Origin of the sequence: Epilithonimonas sp. UC225_85, from assembly GCF_042695135.1 — a bacterium.
Classification (GTDB): domain Bacteria; phylum Bacteroidota; class Bacteroidia; order Flavobacteriales; family Weeksellaceae; genus Epilithonimonas.
Map to the genome: position 1 here is coordinate 3,099,346 of NZ_CP170547.1, position 19,741 is coordinate 3,119,086.

A 19,741-nucleotide genomic window follows, 5' to 3' on the forward strand; every position below is an offset into this window, starting at 1 on the left:
TCTCGGTGGCTATTTAAAATTGAAAATTATTTATAACTTCATAGATTCTTTTTTTATCATCATTTGTAAGATTGGAACCGGACGGCAGGCAAAGACCTTGGTTAAATAATTCTTCAGCGACATCTTCTCCGTAGTACGGACAATCTTTGAAAACAGGCTGAAGGTGCATTGGTTTCCACAATGGACGTGTTTCTATATTTTTCTCTGCAAAAGCACTCATCAGATCATGATTTGTTCTTGCACTAATATTCCTATTAATTGTAATACTGGTAAGCCAATGATTGGAATAAAAATCTGAACTGGCTTCTGAGAAGACATCAACAGCTTCTATATCGGAAAATAATTCTTTATAAAAATCGTGGTTGGCTCTTCTTTGGTCAACTCTTTCCTGCAAAACTTCCATTTGTCCTCTTCCGATTCCGGCACAGATGTTACTCAGTCTGTAATTATATCCAACTTCGGAATGCTGGTAATGTGGCGCCTGATCTCTGGCCTGGGTAGACAGAAAAATGGTTTTAGCTTTCTGTTCTTTTTTACTAGATACAAGAGCACCTCCTCCGGAAGTTGTAATTATTTTGTTACCATTAAAAGACAGCAAAGCAAACTCTCCGAATGTTCCGCATTTTTGTCCTTTGTAGCTGGAGCCTAATGATTCTGCACTGTCCTCCACCAATGGAATGTCATACTTGTTACATATTTCCAGGATCTCATCCATCATTGCAGGCATCCCATAAAGGTGGACTACAATAATAGCTTTTGGTTTTTTATGATTTTTGATGCGATCCTGAATTGCGATCTCCAGAAACTCTGGAGACATATTCCAGTTGGTTTTGTCAGAATCCACAAATACTGGTATTGCACCAAGATATTTTATTGGATTTGCAGATGCAGAAAATGTAAAAGACTGGCAAATTACTTCGTCACCATACCCTACTCCCAGCTGTATCAAAGCTAAATGCAGAGCTGCAGTTCCTGAGCTGAGAGCTGCTGCATATTTATTCTCCTTAAGAAAATCTTCTATGGCTATTTCAAATTCATCTACATTCTTGCCTAATGGTGCAACCCAATTATGATCAAACGCTTCTTGAATATATTTCATTTCCCCACCTCCCATGTGAGGTGATGACAGCCAAATTTTAGACTCCATTGTTCTTATTATTATTTAATAAATATCAATTATTTCAATAAAATTATCAATAATTAACATCTAATTATAGTTTCGTCAATATTATAATCAATTTTATTTTTTTGGGTTAAAAATTTATGATTGATTAGTTATATTATATCATTTTGCAAAGTTACTTAATTAAATTATAAAAATAATTCCATCTTAATATTTTTTCTGCTATCCATTTTTGATCTAAATTACCAGGTATTGCATGAATTCTTTTTTTCTCATCATCTTCTATCATAATCGTCTGCCAGCCCAAAGCATTAGGAGTAACAAAGTCTTTTTTCGGATTATCCGCTACGTAAAAATAATCAAATCCCGATTCTAAAAAAACAGTGTAATTTTTTTCATCCGGTTTTTCTGAACCGAATTCTTCTGATATAATTATTTTATCAAAATATTTTTCTATGCCTAAAGCCTGGATTTTATTTCTCTGTGTAAGAGATCTGCCATCTGTAAGAAGTCCCATTCTGATATTGTCATTTTTCAAAGTTTCTAATATCTCTGTAACTCCTTCTCTTAAATTGATATCCGGAAAATGTTCTCTATACATTTTGAGAAGCAACTCTTTAGAACAACTATATTCTGAAGACAAAATCCCAAAAACATCTGCTTTTTTGGCATACAGATCCAGCATCTGTTGATGCAGTTCATCAGAATTGTCTTTAGAAAGATATCCGGCGATCTCTTTGTAGGCAGATTTTAGAAAATCAAATTCATAGTAGAGCGTGTCGTCCAGATCAAAAACAATATACTTTTTATTCATAATTTCTTACCAAAACTTCTGCATCATATCTTAACATTAGCAATTTATCCTCCCAATCATCTCTGTAATCAATCACTTGATTTTCAAAATATTCTTCAATCAGCATTTTTGGATAATTAGCTCCGGCTTCGTAGGATAATGGATAACCGCCTCCAAATCTCGGATTAATCTCAATCGCAATAATATCATCATTCTCCTTATTATAAAACAATTGAAAAGTAATACAGCCAATTGCACCTGGAATCATATTGACTTTTTCTTTCAGATAATCTATAATGTGATTTTTTGCTGTAATTCCCTTATGAATCTCGCCACTTCTTACAGATATCCTTTGTCTTGGAACAGCGCAGGAAAGTGTGTTATTTTTATTGTAATAACAATCGATTGTATATTCCTTGTAAAAATCAGGATCCACATATTCCATAAACATAAATTTCGGATGATTGATATGGAAGTCTGTCAGTTGTGTAGCATCTTTAATTATATAAATATCTTTGCTAAGGCTGCCGTCATACGGTTTTATAAAAAGAGGAAAAGTCGGACGATGTTTATCGACAGGCTGAGGAAACCTCATATCGTATGTTTTGAAAAAATCATTCAGCTCTCTTTTGTCTCTGCAATGCTTTATAAATCCGTTCCCGGAAACAATCAGTTGAATATTTTCTATATCAAAAATTGATTTATTTTCTGATAAAATTCTTAATTCTGTGTCTATCGTTGGAATGATCATTCCAATATTTTCCTTTCTACAAATTTCTAATAATTCAGAAATATAATTTTCATTGCTTACTCTGCATATTTTGTAATATAAATCAGAAATCCGACAAGCCGGTGACAGTTCCGGACATAGATCTACAGTAATTACTTTTGAATCCGGAAACTTTTTTTTGAGTTCGGTTTTAAAGGCTTTAACCAATGAAACCCTTTGTCCTGCAGATGTAATAAGTATATTTGTCTTCATATATCAATTCCCTTTAAAACTTTCTGTGGTTGCTTGTCCTGCACTGTTTATTCCTTCACTTTTAATCACTTTTTTTATAGTTAAAAGTAATATTTTCATATCCAGCACAAAACTTTGATTTTCAACATAAAACACATCAAATACAAACTTTTCCTGCCAGCCGAGTGCATTTCTGCCATTCACCTGAGCCCAGCCCGTGATACCGGGTTTTATAAGATGTCTTTTTTTCTGCTCTTCGTTGTATAAAGGAAGATAGCCTACCAAAAGTGGTCTTGGACCGATAAAACTCATGTTGCCTTTCAATACATTGATAAGTTGAGGGAGTTCATCCAAAGATGTTTTCCTTACGAATTTTCCCATTTTGGTAAGACGGAATTCATCAGGCAGAAGCTGCCCGGATGCATCCCTTTGATCCGTCATTGTTTTGAATTTTATAATCTTAAAAACTTTTTCATTTTTACCGGGCCTTTCCTGAAAAAAGAAAACATTCTTTTGATTAAAGAAATAAAGCAGGATAATTAATAAGATAATAACCGGAGAAAGGACAAGAAGTAAAGCCAGTGCTAATAAAAAATCAAATGAAGGCTTCAGAATATTTCTATACATCATAACAAAAGAAATCCGAAATTTATTAATTTCGGATTTAGAATATTTTAACTATTAATCTTTGTACTTTTTCTGTGATAATAAAACATCAAAGCCAATCCACCAAGAATCAATAATGGAATATAATCATTAATGGGAACAGGTTCCCCTGGGTTACCAGGTCCCTCTTCATGTTCTCCAGGACCATTACCTACCAGTGAAGAAGAAGTCTGGCTGTCTTCCGCAGGCACATACATGTTTGTATCCGCAGCAGTCTGGGCTTCTGGAGCTTCATTTGGGCTTCCCGTCTGTGGTTGCTGATTAGTAGTTGTTGTTTGTTCTTGATCAAACACATTACCATCAGTAAACTGAGCAAATGACATAACACTGAATGTTACATATATTAAGATTAAATACTTTCTCATTGGTAGCTTAAAACTAAACATAATTTTCAAGTTGTAAAGATATAAAAATTTAATAAAATTTTATGATCTTAATATTAAATATAATTAATGATACTTTTTTGATTGTCATTACTTAATGATTTTTTTAGTTCTGATATTACCAGAATTTTCTGCTCTAATAATGTAAACTCCAGAAGGAAGTGCATTAACATCCCAACGGAATTCTTTTTGAGAAGAAGATTTAGCACCTACAAGTTTACCACTTGCGTCGTATAATTCTATATCACCAAGATTACGTGATGAAGTAATAACAAAATACCCGCCATCTTTGTAAACCAAGAAGTCTGATTTTTTCACATCATTTGCTGAAAGTACTTCTTTGTTCTTATAAACGATTTCAAAACGCGTTTCGTCTGTTCCTTTGTTAGCAGTAAAAATATAATCCTGAGCCGTAAGATCGGTATAAGTATTATTAAGCTTATCTAACAAATAGATTTTGTTTTCTGATTCAAATATACCTTCTTTGTTTCCAAGACTTATTTTATAGCTTCCTGCAGAAGAATATTTAGTTCCTAATGGTATTATATCTTCAATATTCAGTGGATTCACTCTCGCCTGGATCTGTAGTTTTTGCGTATTCAATTTAGAATAGAAAGAATCATCACCAATGGATAATAGATCCGCATCATAATTTGCGTCATATTGATTGGTCGCACCATCTATGTATCCAATAAGGATTGTATTTACAATTTTTGAAGGAGAAGTAAGCTTCACCCAATAACGATTAACATCCGAACTGTTGTTTTTGTTATTGAAGAATAAACCGCTTTCGTTTGTTCTGATTGTGTTATCGAAAGTTAAAGTCTGCGCCGTTCCTATATTTTTTGCCTGAACAATAAAACCTTGTCCTACTTTGATATTCTTAGTCGGGATATAAGCTCCTGAACCTGGTGAAGGAGTCACAGTTGTATCACTATAAGTTGGAGGCGTACCACCGGTGAGAGTTATAGTTGCATAATTATTTCCGGCATAAGCAGATCCATCCTGATTAAGAGTAGGCGTTACATTGGTCCAGAACCAAGCTTTTGCATTAATTACATTACTGTTATTTCCTAAGTAGAAGAATTTCACAAAATCCATATTAGAAGGATAAGGATTACCAATCATATTATATCCGTGTTCTACAGTTGCAGGACTATTTGGAGATTTCTGAACATTAATACTATAGCTTCCGTTATTTGGCTCACCTACAAATTTCAAATTAGTATCAGAAGTTGGTGTTGAGCCATAAGTTGATTTTCCACGGATAGCGTATCCTTTTCCATTTACAAATTTAGCATCTGTTGTCGGATAGAATTTGTCATTAGTTTCATTGTAATAATAGGTTCTATTATTTGGTGTTCCTTCTGAGAAACCTCCAGAACTGTTAGCTGCGTTTACATTCACCGTGTTTAATAATACCTGATCTTTCACCGGTGAGCTCCAGTATGTATAATCAAGCTGTCTCATTTTCACATCTCTTTTCGCATATATTTTACCAGTATTCACGGCACTACCGTTCACCTGTAAGAGAGAGGCGTCACTTTCTAATGTCAGATTATCATTGGCGGCATTATTTGTAATGTTGATAGCTTCCATAACCTTCAGTGAACTGTTTGCTGCGATGGTCGTTTTGCCTGTGCTTGCAATAGTTAGTGATTTTGTTTCAGCATTATTCACATTGATCACTACAGTTTTTGTTGCTGGTATAGAGGCACATTTGTCACTATCAGGAACTTGTGCAGGGAACCAGTTTGATGCTGTATTCCAGTCTGTACCGGGACCAACAAATTCTTTTTTAAGTCTTACAATAGATGCTGTTGACACGGTTTTATCACAAGTTCCTAAAGTTGCTTTCGCAGTATAGGTTGTTGCTGTAGTCGGTGCGGCATATACAGTGGACACATAATCTGTACCATTATATGGAGTCGTGAGTGTGGAATCTGTATATAATCCAGTCACCGGAGACCAAACGACTTTCTGTTCACTTTTATCTCCTGAGATTTTTATATTGTCAATAGCCCAATAGTAATCATAAGTAGCATTATATAAAAATCTTATTTTGAGGTTTTCCTGATTTAGATATGATGATAAATTTAAAGTAACCAGGCTGAAAGCTGTAGAAGTTCCTTGAGTTGATGTATAAGTCGCCAAATCAGTAGTTGCCCAGTTTGCGCCACCATCCGTAGAAATCTGTACTTTCGTACTTTCTGTATTATTAAATCTGTAATAATGATAAAAAGTTAAGGTAGCAGAGGTATAATTTTTTAATGAAAAAACAGGAGATGTTAATTCAGTATTTGTTATTCCACCAACTCCTTGACTATCACTGTTTGACATAATAAATTTACTAGCGTCATTGGAATTAAATGTAACGCTACTATATACATAAGCATTATTTCTAATTGTCCAAGCCGAATTAGATGGTGTTCCCGAAGTAGAATTATTTGCTGTAGTCCAAGTCCCTGATACAGAATCTGTAAGACCATTTTCGAATGTCATATTAAGAACATTGACATTTGAAGAAGCAATCATTCCGCCAGTGGCTTCTAATTTTACATAATCGATGTCACACGCAGCCGCAGAACTTGATGGTAATATCGTAGGTGAAACCACAATATCCGTAGGTGTAGGTTTTATAGTTGCGGTTACTAAAATTCTGGTATCAGATTCACAAGTTCCATTGTAAGCTGCTACATAATAATTCGTAGTTGTAGACAAACTTGGTGTAGACCAGTTAGTAGTTGTAGGGGTTGCTCCGTTTACGGCAGTGCCTCCTGTAGCTACAGTATACCAATTATATCCAGTTACTGATGGGTCTGTTGAATTGGCAGTTAATAAAACTGATCCGGTTCCACAGTTCTCTCCGTTAGTTACTGATGTAACTTTTGGAGGAATGTTTCCTGTAAACTCATCTGCTCCGATATCCGGTGTAGTTGCGGATCTGGTTGCTCCATCAAAATCTGTTGTGATACCTGATATTGGTGTACCGGCAGACTCCAATGATGTACAGCCTGCAGTGATATGTAAATCGGTTGTAGATACAAATGACGGCATAACATTTAGCGAGTTCGCATCTTTCCCTGTTGTAGATTTCCAGTCAGCTAAAGTTGTTATGTTAGCAGTAGTAGCGGCTAAAATATTATTAGCATTACCTGAACTATAAAAATCATTATAATCTGAAGTTAATGCACCTCCTTGAGAAGAATCCCAAACGATAGAATATTGCGCACCAGTCCCTGATGATATTCTTATATTAGAAAATATATTATTTTTCAATACGGTTGTATCTGAATAATTTTTCAAAAATCCAAACGAACCACTTGCAGATGAAGCTGAACCAGTGATATTAACTGAGTTGTAATAAATATTAACCGTTCCTACTGTACTTTCGTCCTCTATCCCAGAAATTCTGATACCTGGAGCTCCTGCTCCATTACCGTACAGATTGATCATATTATTGTAAATCAGACAGGTTGAAGCTGCAATATCATAAAGATCAATCCCCTTTAGATAACCAGTGGTTGTACTTGTGTTGGTCGTTTTAAGATCATAGATTTTATTATTTTTAATTGTAGGACTGTAAATAGTGGCATTATCAAACAACATACCCACAAGCATTGTTGAGGATGTCTGTGTTTGTGTACCATAAATCAAATTACCATCATAAATAAATCCTGAAGAAAATCCTGTATCATAAATTCCTGCATAAGCAAAATCTGAAATATCATTTTTTGTAATCATATTGCCGGTATTTTGCTTTGCAGTACTAGATCCTAAATTGTAAACTGCAATTGTAGGCAGACTATTGGATGGCCCAAACTTATTTTCCTGGATCGTATTGTTATTATTTCCTGCAGCAGCAGTTGAAGTAGAAAAAGTAACCGAACCGGTATATGTTGTAGTAGAAGCTTGTGCTGTCAAAATGTTATTATATTTAACAACATTATTAGAAGCACCATTTTTAAAGCCTATACCAACACCGGTAACCGCATTATTATTTCTAATTGTAAGGTTTTTTGTGCTACCACCAGATATATTACTACCATCTATAATGACATAATTCGCACCATCCAAGACAATGATTCCTGTCGAGTTATTGTCTCTGATGATTGGTGTAGCACTTGTCGCTGGTTTTATTGTTAAGGTATTGGTGGCACTAGCTCCTGCCAGTGAATTAATTGTAATCGGGAATGTCTCACTGGTTGTATATAAAGCATCTGTTAAACTAAACACAGTTGGACCACAAAGCCCTTTTGCGTTTGCAGCAGAGACCGCAGCGGTAAGTGTCGTAAAGTTTCCACCTGCTCCAACAGTATATGTGCCGGAAAGACTTGTTTGGAAAACCGCACTTGTTTTGCTATCATTAGCAGTATTTGAATCCGTAGCTCCATTAGGCAAAGAAGTCGTTGCAATTATTGTATAATTGACGCCCCCCAAGAAATTATAAGTACCTAATACAACATCCACAGTTGCGCCACTTGCCAAACTTCCTGTCCAGCTATATGCAGTTTGAGAAACACCGTTCACAGACCAGTTAATTGTTGTAGAAGTTAATGCTGCAGTACCATAATTTTTTAGAGTTACAATTATGTTTTGTGTTCCAGGGCAAGTAATTCCTGTAGTTGGTATTGCAGAAATCCCTGCATCATTTGGTCCGACAACAACCGTAATTTCGTCTGCTCCCATATCCGGACTTGTTCCTCTTGTATCGCCGTCTATGTCATCTGTAATCGATACTGCTGTACCAGCAGATTCTACGGCAGAAGGCGTTCCTGAATTAAGATGCAGATTAGTATTACTGATAAATACTGGATCGGTACTGATTGAATTAACATCTTTTCCAGTTGCAGTTCTCCAGGCAGCAATTGTTGTTGCATCGCTACTCAAAAACCCTAAAACACCTTGTGTTCCGCTTACATAATAATCATTGTAATTGATATTTGTAAAAGCAGTATTTGCAGCAGCTGAATAGACCGCATAGTTTTTTGATGCTCCAGCAGAAGTATCGGTATTATTCATTGAATTTACCAAAACATTATTTCTAATATCTAAAGCACTTGCTCCCGATCCTATATACAAAGCGGTAGTTACACAAACATTTGGACGCGTGTAACTTCCATACATATTTATGGAATTATAAAACAAGTTGACACCACCTGTTGTTACAGTCAATGTAGCACCTCCGCCAATCATTCCAATACCTATTCCTATAGATGAGGAATTACCAAAAGAGCTAAAGTTACTACCATTGACACCGTATATCATATTATTTGCCACAGTAAGATTACTTGATGCAGTACCTGTACCTATTGTGATCCCTCTACCGGCATATCCTGTTGTTGCACTTGTCGTAATACCGTTAATTTTATTTTTAGTAATACTTGAAGAAGTAAATCCTGTTTCAATAGAAATACCAACTGGTGTACCGGCTATTGAAGATGATGCACTAATCGTATTTCCTGCGATTGATCCATTCAATCCATAACCAACACGAATACCAATACTTGCCAATGATCCACTTGTATAACTAACTGTATTACCTGATATTACAAGATTATCATTTACGTTGCTTGATGTGCCTATGGCGTCTATACCGTTACTAGCAACAGTAATTGCATTATTCTGAATTGTATTGCTGTCATTATCTGCTCCTGCAATTCCTAACGTTGCTCCACCTAATGTAATACCATAAGTAAGATTCGATAAAGTTCCCGTGGAAATATTGGTATTTTTAACAGTATTATTTGTAGAACCAGCTGCCGCACCTAAACTTGAAAGCCATATTGCTGCTGTTGATGAGGTGGTACTTGTATTTGTAATCGTCAGATCTTTTGTTGTACCTCCGGCAGCATTGCTACCGTCTATAGTCACATAATCTGCTCCGTTCAATTTTATGATAGAAGAAGTACTGCTTCCAGAAATTGTTGGAGTTGCACCTGTAGCCGGTTTTATTGTCAATGTATTAGTAGCACTTAATCCGGAAATTGCATTAATGGCAATCGGGAAAGTTTCTCCGGAAGAAGAATAAGCACTGGTAAGACTAAGTACTGTAGGACCACAGATATTATTATTATTAATATACGTAGCAGCCGCAGTAAGATTTGTAAAATTACCACCCGTTCCTACAGTGTAGGTTCCGGAAAGACTGGTTTGAAAAGCAGCACTTGTGGTACTATCGTTAGCCGTATTGGCATCTGTTGAAGCATTAGGTGATGCTGTGGAAGCTACAATTGTGTAGCTTACAGAACCCAGAAAATTATACGTTCCAACAACTACATTTGCAGTTGCACCGCTTGCTAAACTTCCTGTCCAGCTGTATGGTGTCTGAGCAACTCCGTTTACAGACCAGTTGATGGTTGCAGAAGTTAATGCTGCAGTACCATAATTTTTAAGTGTTACTGTAACGTTCTGCGTCCCCGGACAAGTGATACTTGATGTTGTAATTGCAGAAATCCCGGCATCGTTAGCACCTGTAACAATTGTTATTTCATCTGCTCCTATGTCCGGAGTTGTACCTCTGGCATCGCCATCAATATCTGTGGCTACACTTACATTAGCCCCTTTACTTTCTACATTACTGATCTCAGAAGAGGAAGAATTAAGATGCAAATTGGTTGCGTTTGTAAATGGGGCAGCATTGGATGATGCGTATGATGCATTATCATTGGTCGCACTGCCTATTGTGGTCGTATAAGCCCTTTGATTAGTAGTTGCAGGTGTAGTTGTAGAAGCATTAAAACCTGCAACTGTATATGTATTCACTAAATTAGATGTATTTGTAGTACTTAAAACAGTTCCTGCCGAGTAGTAAGCATTATTATTTAAAGTGAGTGCAAATGTAGAAGTTAGTGCTGATGGCAATTGCATACAAGTAATTGTAGAAGCTGTAGCACCCGTCATTGTATTGTTAAAGATATTATTTCTAACATCCAAACCTGTAGATGTACTTGCAGTAACCGTAAAACAAGCTGCAACATCTGGATTTGATGAAGTAAGTATTGCCCCAGATAGGTTTACGGAATTATGATAAATTTTATGTCCTGTTCCTGACGCTATTCTTATACCTCTAATACCATATGTCTGCCCATAATTGCTATTATCAAAAACACTGTTTAAACCGTAAATAAAATTATTCTGAATAACGTTTCCTGTTCCTCCAAGTACATTAATACCATAGGAAGCCCAGGCACCGGTACTTCTTGATATTATATTTGATATTATATTTTTCTCTATTGTGAATTGGTCACCTGCAACAGTAGAAATATCACCTATAGAAATACCTCTTAAACTCGAACCTAAGTAGGATTCTATATTTTGTATATTATTATTTCTTACTATACCATTACTACTCCCCTGCACACCAATACCATAAGAATAAACATTAGTTGCAGAACCAATAGTGCTTGCGCCGATGATATTATTAGATATCAATAATCCTGTTGCAACGGTCGCAGCTGAGCCTTGAATCATTATTGCTCGTGCACAAGCATTAATTTGATTATTATCAATCGTTAAATTAGTATAGGTTGCTCCTGTTCCTACAACTGTAGTGGTAGATGCAATTGCTGCAGGTGCATTAGTTGCTGCAGTAGTAACATTTCTATTTCCTGCATATATACCATAAGATAAATTTTCAGATGCCGTTGTACTAGTATTAGCAGAAGCGTTTCGTCCTGTTGCATTACCGTTAATTATACAATTCTTTATAGTATTGGAATTGGCAGTCGTGGCAGTTGTTGCATCTACTGCTATACGGATTGCCATAGCATAAGTCACTGTTGCGGCAGCAGTATTAGTGATGGTTAAGTTTCGGTTTGTTCCGGATGTATTTGGATTATCCCCATCAATCGTGACATTATCAGCACCGTTAAGCTCTATTAATCCTCTACCGGTAACTGTTGGACCTGAAACCGTAACATTATCAGCAATAGGATTTATTTTCACAGAGGTGTAGCTAGCACTACCGGCGCCGGTGCTGTTTAAAACCATTGCAGCAGTCTCGGTTGTATTTGAACTAATTGCAATATTAATAACTCCCGTATGCGTACCCGCATTGATTGCTGTAAATGCAGCACCAAGAGTGGTATAACTACTGGAAAGGGTTCCACCAGTAGCAGTAACACTTACCTGCGCTACAGTTTTTGTTGAGAAAAGAAAAGCAATAAGAATGAAACCAAAAGATTTCCAATTTGAACACAGGCTCGCAGCTTTTTTGCCAGAAAACAATAAATTTTTAATCATATCTTAAGTGTTTAAACAAACTTTTATATTCCAAATGGAACTATAAAGAGCTTGCAAAATTATAATTTTTTTTGTATTATTTTAATAAAATTTTTAATTATTTAAAAAAAATTATACCATATACTCATTATTGCATAGTAATATCAAACTACTGTTTAATTAATAACTAATCATATAACAGTTACTTTGCATTGTCATTTAAAATAAAAAGAGATAAAATAAACGTTAATCCAATCTAAAAAAATTATAATATCGTATAGAAATGAAAAAAAAAATTAATAAAATAATGTAAAAATTTTTAACATCTCTTCGTCTTTAAAAACCTTAACAACAGTGAATTATTATAATCATAGTTTAACAAAAACCGCTAAGGAATACCAAATAAAAACCGTCTCATAATATATACGAGACGGTCTCTTAAAAAGTTTTTATAGATTAATTTACTTCATTATTTTTTTACTTTTCATATCACCAGAGTTTTCTGTTTTTATGATATAAACACCATTTATTAATGCAGAAGCATCAATTTTAATAAATTTATCTTTGGTTGAAGAAGTTACCAACAATCTTCCTGATGTGTCATAAACTTCTATTTTCCCCAAGGCTTTTGAGGAATTAATTACAAAATCATTACCATCTCTGTAAACTACAAAATCAGTTTTTGTAGGAGCATCTGCATCCAAAACTACATTTTCTTTGTACACAATCTCAAAACGTGTAGTGTCTGTTCCTTTGGTTCCTGTAAACGAATAACTGTCCGAATTACTAAGATCAATATATTTATTCAGCAATTTATCCCGAAGGTATACTTTCTGATTGCTATTAAATATACCTTCCGGATTTTTCAATTTTATTTTGTAATTACCGGTTGCAGAATAGACGTTTCCTAATGGAATAACATCTTCTGTACTGAATGTATCGGCTTTCCCCTGGATTGCCAGTTTTTTAGTACCTAAAACAGAATAGAATGAATCCGAACCAACAACGAATAACTCCGCATCAAAATCAGTTTCATAACTATTCGTAGCACCTGGAATATATCCTAGAAGAATAGTATTCACAAGGTTATTCGGAGATGTCATTTCTAACCAAAATCTGTTTTTAGAATTACCATTTTTCTGGAAGAATGTTCCTTGATCTGTAACTCTTATATTATTAGTAAAATCCAAAGGCAGATCTTTTCCAGTTTGTTTTGCCTGAACAATGAAAGCCTGTCCTACCTTAATTTTTCCATTTGGCACAACGGAACCATTATAAGGATTCGACGGGTTATAAGTTGCCGGCGAGCCACCAGTTCCATTATAAACTGCATAATTATTTCCGCTGTAATTAGAACCTGTCTGAGCCGCAGTATAACTGTTATTGGTCCAGAAAAATGCTGTAGAATAGATCTTTGTGTTATTAAGGGTAAACAACAAATCAAAATCTATATTGGATGGATATGGATTACCAACCAAATTATATCCGTGTGTTGCATTGGTCCATTTCAGACTCTGGAATTGCAGATTAGCATTATTCGGAACCCCGGTAAATTTATACGTTTTATTATATCCGTTGGTTCCCGTTTCTGCACGGATGGCATAACCTTTTCCAGTAAGGAAATTAACATCACTTGTTGTTACAAATTTATCTGTAGATTCTGTGTACTGTAAATATCCTGTTGCTGGTGTATTTGGCGAGAATCCGCTTGCTCCTTTTATCACCTGGCCGTTAACCGGCGAACTCCAATAAACATAATCCATTTGAGTTGAAATATTATTCATATTTACAACATCACGTTGGGATTGTATATTACCCGAGTTTACAGCATTGGCATCCTGTAGAAGTTGAGCATTATTTTCAAAAACAACTGCTCCTCCGGTATTATTAATTCCTTTGTGAGCATAGAAAACATTAGCATTTACGTTATCAGCAGTTTTTGATAGTTGCAGAGTTCCTGCACTTACCGTTGTTAAATTATTGACTGTTAAGTTTCCAGCCGGAGACTTGATCCCTGCTGATGAAACATTAAGATTTTCGTAATTTAAAGCAGTTGTAACAACTTGATCTGTTCCTGTATAGTCAATTGTAGAACCCGATTCTAAAGTAATAACAGGACTGTTTGTATTCTTAATAGCAGTGCTTGTTCCTCCACTGAAACCATTAACATTAGGAACTTTAAAAACTCCGCTTCCTTTAACCGTGAAAGTTCCTCCTGCTTGGAATGTCAACCCTGCAGCATCTGTAGTACCTGCCTTTACATTACTGCCGGAAATAATTACATTAGCATACTCAATAGGATCAGTTGTTGCCGAAACCCTGATCTGATCAGCTGACGATCCTGCAAACTCTATCGTAGAAGAACTTCCAAGATCGTAAGTTCCTCCCATTCTTGGTTTGGGATCTGTACCGCTGCCCAGAATTAATTTTGAAGAATCCTGCATTTTCAGACTCGTTGCCGTATTTCCAAAAGTATGAGCAGATGCATCCACTATTGTATTAGCATCCTTGATGGTAACAGTGCCTGCTATAGAAGTCATTGTTGGAGTTGTTTTGGTACCACCACCGCTGAATGTTAAATTTTTATATGCAAAATCCGTTACAACTTGATCTCCATTCAATCCATAAACAATAGTAGAATTATTACCAAGTGTTGGCGTAATACCAGGAAGAGAAGTACCTGTCCCTGTAAAACCTTGTGCATCACGCGTAATGAATGTTCCGTTAATAACAATGCTGCCACCACCATTTGTAATCTGATTTTCACCATTATTATCAAATGTTGCATTAGCATCAACTGTCATTACCCCACCTAAATCTAAGTTATTCCCAGCTGAATTAAGCGCAAACACAGACGTTCCGTTGATATTAACAGCACCAGAAACAGTAATATTACCAGTTTTATTAGAGGTAACATTCGCATTGTTAAAAGTAAGACTTGCAGGGTTCCCCATTGTTACAGTCGGGAATGGTGCAGTTGTATTGGCATTGAAAGTATAGTTCGCACCATTTGCCGAGAAAGTTTTGGTCCCGGAAACAGCAACCGAAGCCGGTACACCTCCTGTATTTGATGTAATAATCGTAGAACCCGCTGCTTCTGTGAAACCACCCGATCCGGTTACGGCATACGTTCCAAAATTGATTGTTCCATTATTGGTAAGTGTGCCCGAAGATAAAATAAAATTACTTGTTACCGATAATGAACAAACTGATGAAACTGACACACCATTTGTATTGCTAAGAGTCAATGCACCGCCAGAACCTCCTATTTCTGCATTTCCGGCAACAGTATCATCTCCGATTTGCCATTTTCCTGTTCCACCACTAATAGTCATGGATGAAGTTCCTGTGGAAACAATACCATTTCTGAATGTTCTGGATCCGTTACCAGCCCAAACAACATTTGCTCCGTTTAACTGGAATAAGCCATTAATGATTGTAGCAGAACCTCCACTCAAACTGCCTCCTGCGATTTTAGTGATTCTGAATATTGGAACTACAGAAGATGAAACTCCTGGAAAATAAGTCTGTCCTGATATACCTGGTGTACTTCCTGTATTATTCCACTCTAGGATTGCTGCATTATTCCAAATTATCTGAGAAGCACTAGAAAAACCAAATGCTCCATAACCGGATCCAACAGCAGAAGATGTACCATCTCCAACCAAAATCTTACCGGACACATTCATGGAGGCGCTGCCAGAGAATATTATTGTGCTAGTATAAGCGGAAGTGGAGCCACTATTCATAACCTGCAGAATACCTCCACTTTGGACATCAACATCTACTCCGCTTCCGTCATTAATATTTAATGTTCCGAGAGTAGAATCGACAGTCAACTGGCCATTGGCTATTAGAAGTTGGTCAATCGTAATATTCGTATCGACCGTTATGTTATTCCCATTTCTAATTGTAATTGTATTGGCTGCAGACGTTGGCGAAGCTGTCGCAGTAATCCAGGTAGAATTATCCGGAGACGACTGCCAAGAGCCAGCGGTTGCCCAAGAACCTGTAGCCACATTACTTCTGAAATAATCCGATGCCGATGTCACAAGTATAATATTAAATGTATTTGAATCAACTCCTGTCAATCCTGATGAAGCTGTACTTAACTTAAATCCTGTTCCCGCGGCTGTATGCTGTAATGCAGAATAAGTTGCTAATCCAGCAACAGCCGTTGCAGTAACCGGAGTTCCGGAAAGCGTACCTGTAGATGTAATTGCTACAGATGATACAAAATCTAAATCTCTGTTTGCATTTACATCATTTGCCGAAACTGTAACAGCAGGTGACATATTAGTATTGATGTTCGTATTGGTCGGCTGCTGCACAAACGCTAGTCTGTCCGCTACTACTTCTATTCTGTTATTATCTCCGGCAGTAGATGTTGCGGCTGCACCAGCTGCTGTAGTTGCAAAAGTTGAGCCTGTAGTATCTGCAGTTGTAGTTGCAGTAATGCTAACACCAAGCTGCTGATTATCTGTTACTGTTGTTTTGAAACTAACTCTTATGCTAAAATCTTTTGTCCCTCCATCTGGCGCAATTAATGTAGCTAATGATGCATTGGTAAATGAAAGCGTTGTTGACCCTGCTTGCTCAGCAATTTCAGTAGCACCATCATAAATAGCAACTCTTCTGACATTTCCTCCGTTGGTTAAATTGAAATCCAGACGTGTTAACGTTGTACCCAAATTATCCGTATCAGCAGTCGCTCCGCCATCTCGGATGGTGAATTTTGCAATTTCTATATCATTACTTCCTCCTGAAATATCTGTTGCCTGATAATTAGCGTATAATATATTGGTCGGATAGGTATAACCGGATTTTACGACAATATCCGATGATGCATTGGATGTTGCAGTTCCTGAGATATTAATAATATAAGGATTCTCGTCACCGTCATTATTGATTAATGATAATTGAGCCGTTTTAGCACCTGCACTTGTCGGAGAAAAAGTAACCGTGAAAGTAGTCGAAGAACCACCTGTAACAGTTGAAGATAATGCCTGAGTTACACTGAATTGGTTTGCATTGGTACCGCTGATGCTTAGAGCACCAAGGGTCAAATCATCTTGCCCTGTGTTCTCTACTGTAAAGCTAATAGCCGAAGAGCTCGTTCCGGAAACCTGACTTGAAAATGCGTAGCTTCCTGCGGATGCAATAGTTGTGGTGTTCTGTTTTACATTAATCTCCCTCGGAGTTTTAACAGTAACGACAGCGCTGTTGTTACTCCAGGCTCCGCCTGTACCTCCATAGTAATACTCTGTACTTCCTGTTATTTTGTAACGGAATGCCATATAATATGTTCCACTTGCTGTAAGTGGTGTTGCCATATTATAAACATATTCATCATTGTTTCCATAATCAACATTATATGTTGCCGTATACCAATTCGTCCAAGTATTAGGATTAGTATTTGATGAGCTATATCCTACCTCAGCACTAATACCTGCTCCCTGACCTGCGGGCTCAGTAGTTCCGGCTTTATAGACCTGGCCATAAACATTGTAGTTATTTCCTAAAACAAGTGTTCCGGAAGTTGGAGACTGGAAATTACCAAAACCTACAAGATTATGGTTAACGGTAATGGTTCCACTATCGTTATTCCATAATCCGCCGGTTCCGCCATATTTATAAGTCCCTCCATTATAATTAAACCTTGAAGCGATGTAATATGTCCCTGGAGTCAGTGCCGGAAGTGTCACTTTATATTCATCATTATTACCAACATCCACATTATATGTTGCTAAGACCCAAGTCCACCCGCTAGCCGAATTTGGATTTGTGTTGCTTGTAGAATAACCTATCCAGCTCTGGATATTTGCGCCCTGTCCTGCAGAATTTGTTACACCGCCCTTGTAAACCTGTGCATAAACTGTATTAGTAGTTGCGCCTTCGTTATAAGTTGTTGGTGTAGATATGTATTGCAGATTAGCCCAGTCTACTTCCTGATTTGCAGCTGTAGTTCCACTTGCTGTTGCACTGAAAGCCGTTTCTGTAGAATCACCGTTTCTGGCTTTTACCTGGAAAGTATATGTTGTATTGGCTGTTAAACCTGTGACTGTTTTAGTACTCCAGGCTGAAGCTGTCTGCCAAACTGCAGAGGCTCCTAAAGTTCCGTCTGCCTGTACATATTTACTTGTTGTTGTTTCGTATATTGCATAGGTTGTAGCCGCAGGATTACCGTCACCCGAAGTTATTGCAACATTCAGGCTGCTTACAGCTGGTGTATTAACAGTTGGTGCAGAAGGCGTGTTTGCTAACGTGTAAAAATTGGATTCTGATCCGTATCCTGTACCTATAGAATTGGTTGCATAAGCACGGTAATAATAACGTGTATTAACTGCCAAACTGGCTAATGAACTAGTAAAAGAACCCGTTCCTGTTCCATTAGAAGTTCCTGAAGTTGGGTTTGCAGAAGTCCCAAAATAAACACCTCTTGCAGTAACAGTTGCGCCCCCATCCGAAGTGACGTTACCACCAGAACTTGCGCTGGTTGTCGCAATAATGGATATGGCTGTTGTTGTGACTGTTGGAGAGATTGTTGAAGCAGGAACTAATTCTCCTGTTGACAAAAGTGCTGCTCCGGCTGTATATCCTGTGAATATGATTTTTGCTAATTGTCCGCTAGTAAGTCCTGTTGCATCTGATCCTACATATATTTTACCAGCTGTGCCAGAAGCTCCAGCAGTACCTGTCCAACCAGTAACGGTTAACAAAGTGCCAGCCCAGGTGACAGCATTACTGGCAGAAAAATACAAATTATGAGCACCTGTTCCTAATGTTAAAGTAGAATTACTACTCAAAGTAAGCGTTCCCATATTATTTGTAGAACTGGTTCCATTACTAAAACCTGTGCTTGCCCCACTTTTTAAAGTACCTCCATTGAGTATTACTCCTCCTCCGGGATTTCCAACCGGAAGTGTTTGTGCAGCACCTAGCTGAAGTGTTCCTGCTGTAATAGTAGTTCCTCCTGAATATGAATTAGCACCAGATAAAATAAGAGTACCGGCACCACTACCTACCTTAGTTAATTTTCTGCTAGTTCCTGAGATAGGACCACTGATTGTAATATTTCCCGTACTTTCAATATTGACAACATTATCTGTGCTGTTTCCAAGCACGTAAGTCAATAGATTCGAACCACCTGTTAGATGACCAGCAAGGGTTAAATTATTAGCAACGCTATTTCTTACAATTGTATTGGCAATACTATTAACAGTAACTCCCGCTAAAGTAAGTGTACCCGTAGCAGAACCTGCCGAATTTCCAAGTGTAAAAGCAGCTGCTCCTTTAAAATCAATAGCTGCTGCATTATTAGCAGAAGTAGTATTTGTATTAATACCGGATCCTGTCGCTGCGTTTGAGTATTGGGCAATAATTGTCGCAGTAGGAACACCGGAAGGTGTCCAGTTTCCGGCAGTCAACCAAGTCCCGTTAGCACTTGTTTGATTCCAGACTGAAGTGGTCTGCCCCCAAATATCCCCAGCTAAAAATAGCATGATAAACAGCAATAATTGTTTATTCATGGGGAAAGAATAAGGTTTTGATAATAATATTTTTTTCATATCTGTCAGTTGGTTTTTTTATTT

Annotated in this window: 7 protein-coding genes; all 7 read right to left on the minus strand. The window is 37.0% G+C overall.

All coding sequences use genetic code 11. From position 1 onward, the window contains the following. Window positions 1-13: 13 nt before the first annotated feature. The 7 genes from ACFJGY_RS14150 to ACFJGY_RS14180 all read right to left on the minus strand — a co-directional run bounded on the left by ACFJGY_RS14150 (window position 14) and on the right by ACFJGY_RS14180 (window position 19,717). Window positions 14-1,147 (minus strand): DegT/DnrJ/EryC1/StrS family aminotransferase, encoded by a 1,134-nt coding sequence (locus ACFJGY_RS14150; protein ID WP_379965009.1) that lies wholly within the window; start codon window positions 1,145-1,147, stop codon window positions 14-16. A gap of 151 nt (window positions 1,148-1,298) precedes the next feature. After that, window positions 1,299-1,937, minus strand: coding sequence for an HAD family hydrolase (locus ACFJGY_RS14155; protein WP_379965011.1), 639 nt, complete (start codon window positions 1,935-1,937; stop codon window positions 1,299-1,301). Next, window positions 1,930-2,898 carry an ATP-grasp domain-containing protein gene (locus ACFJGY_RS14160; protein WP_379965013.1) on the minus strand — a complete coding sequence of 323 codons (969 nt, stop codon included), beginning with the start codon at window positions 2,896-2,898 and terminating at the stop codon, window positions 1,930-1,932. Before ACFJGY_RS14160 ends, ACFJGY_RS14155 begins: the two co-directional genes overlap by 8 nt. Window positions 2,899-2,901: 3 nt before the next feature. Further along, window positions 2,902-3,504 (minus strand): sugar transferase, encoded by a 603-nt coding sequence (locus ACFJGY_RS14165; protein ID WP_379970195.1) that lies wholly within the window; start codon window positions 3,502-3,504, stop codon window positions 2,902-2,904. A 47-nt stretch (window positions 3,505-3,551) separates the two neighbouring features. Next, window positions 3,552-3,908 (minus strand): hypothetical protein, encoded by a 357-nt coding sequence (locus tag ACFJGY_RS14170; RefSeq protein WP_379965015.1) that lies wholly within the window; start codon window positions 3,906-3,908, stop codon window positions 3,552-3,554. A 108-nt stretch (window positions 3,909-4,016) separates the two neighbouring features. Continuing rightward, the gene (locus ACFJGY_RS14175) at window positions 4,017-12,170 is read right to left on the minus strand and encodes a T9SS type A sorting domain-containing protein (RefSeq protein WP_379965017.1); all 8,154 of its coding nucleotides are present in this window, start codon (window positions 12,168-12,170) and stop codon (window positions 4,017-4,019) included. 440 nt (window positions 12,171-12,610) lie between these two features. Further along, the gene (locus tag ACFJGY_RS14180) at window positions 12,611-19,717 is read right to left on the minus strand and encodes an autotransporter-associated beta strand repeat-containing protein (protein ID WP_379965019.1); all 7,107 of its coding nucleotides are present in this window, start codon (window positions 19,715-19,717) and stop codon (window positions 12,611-12,613) included. Between the last annotated feature and the right edge of the window lie 24 nt (window positions 19,718-19,741).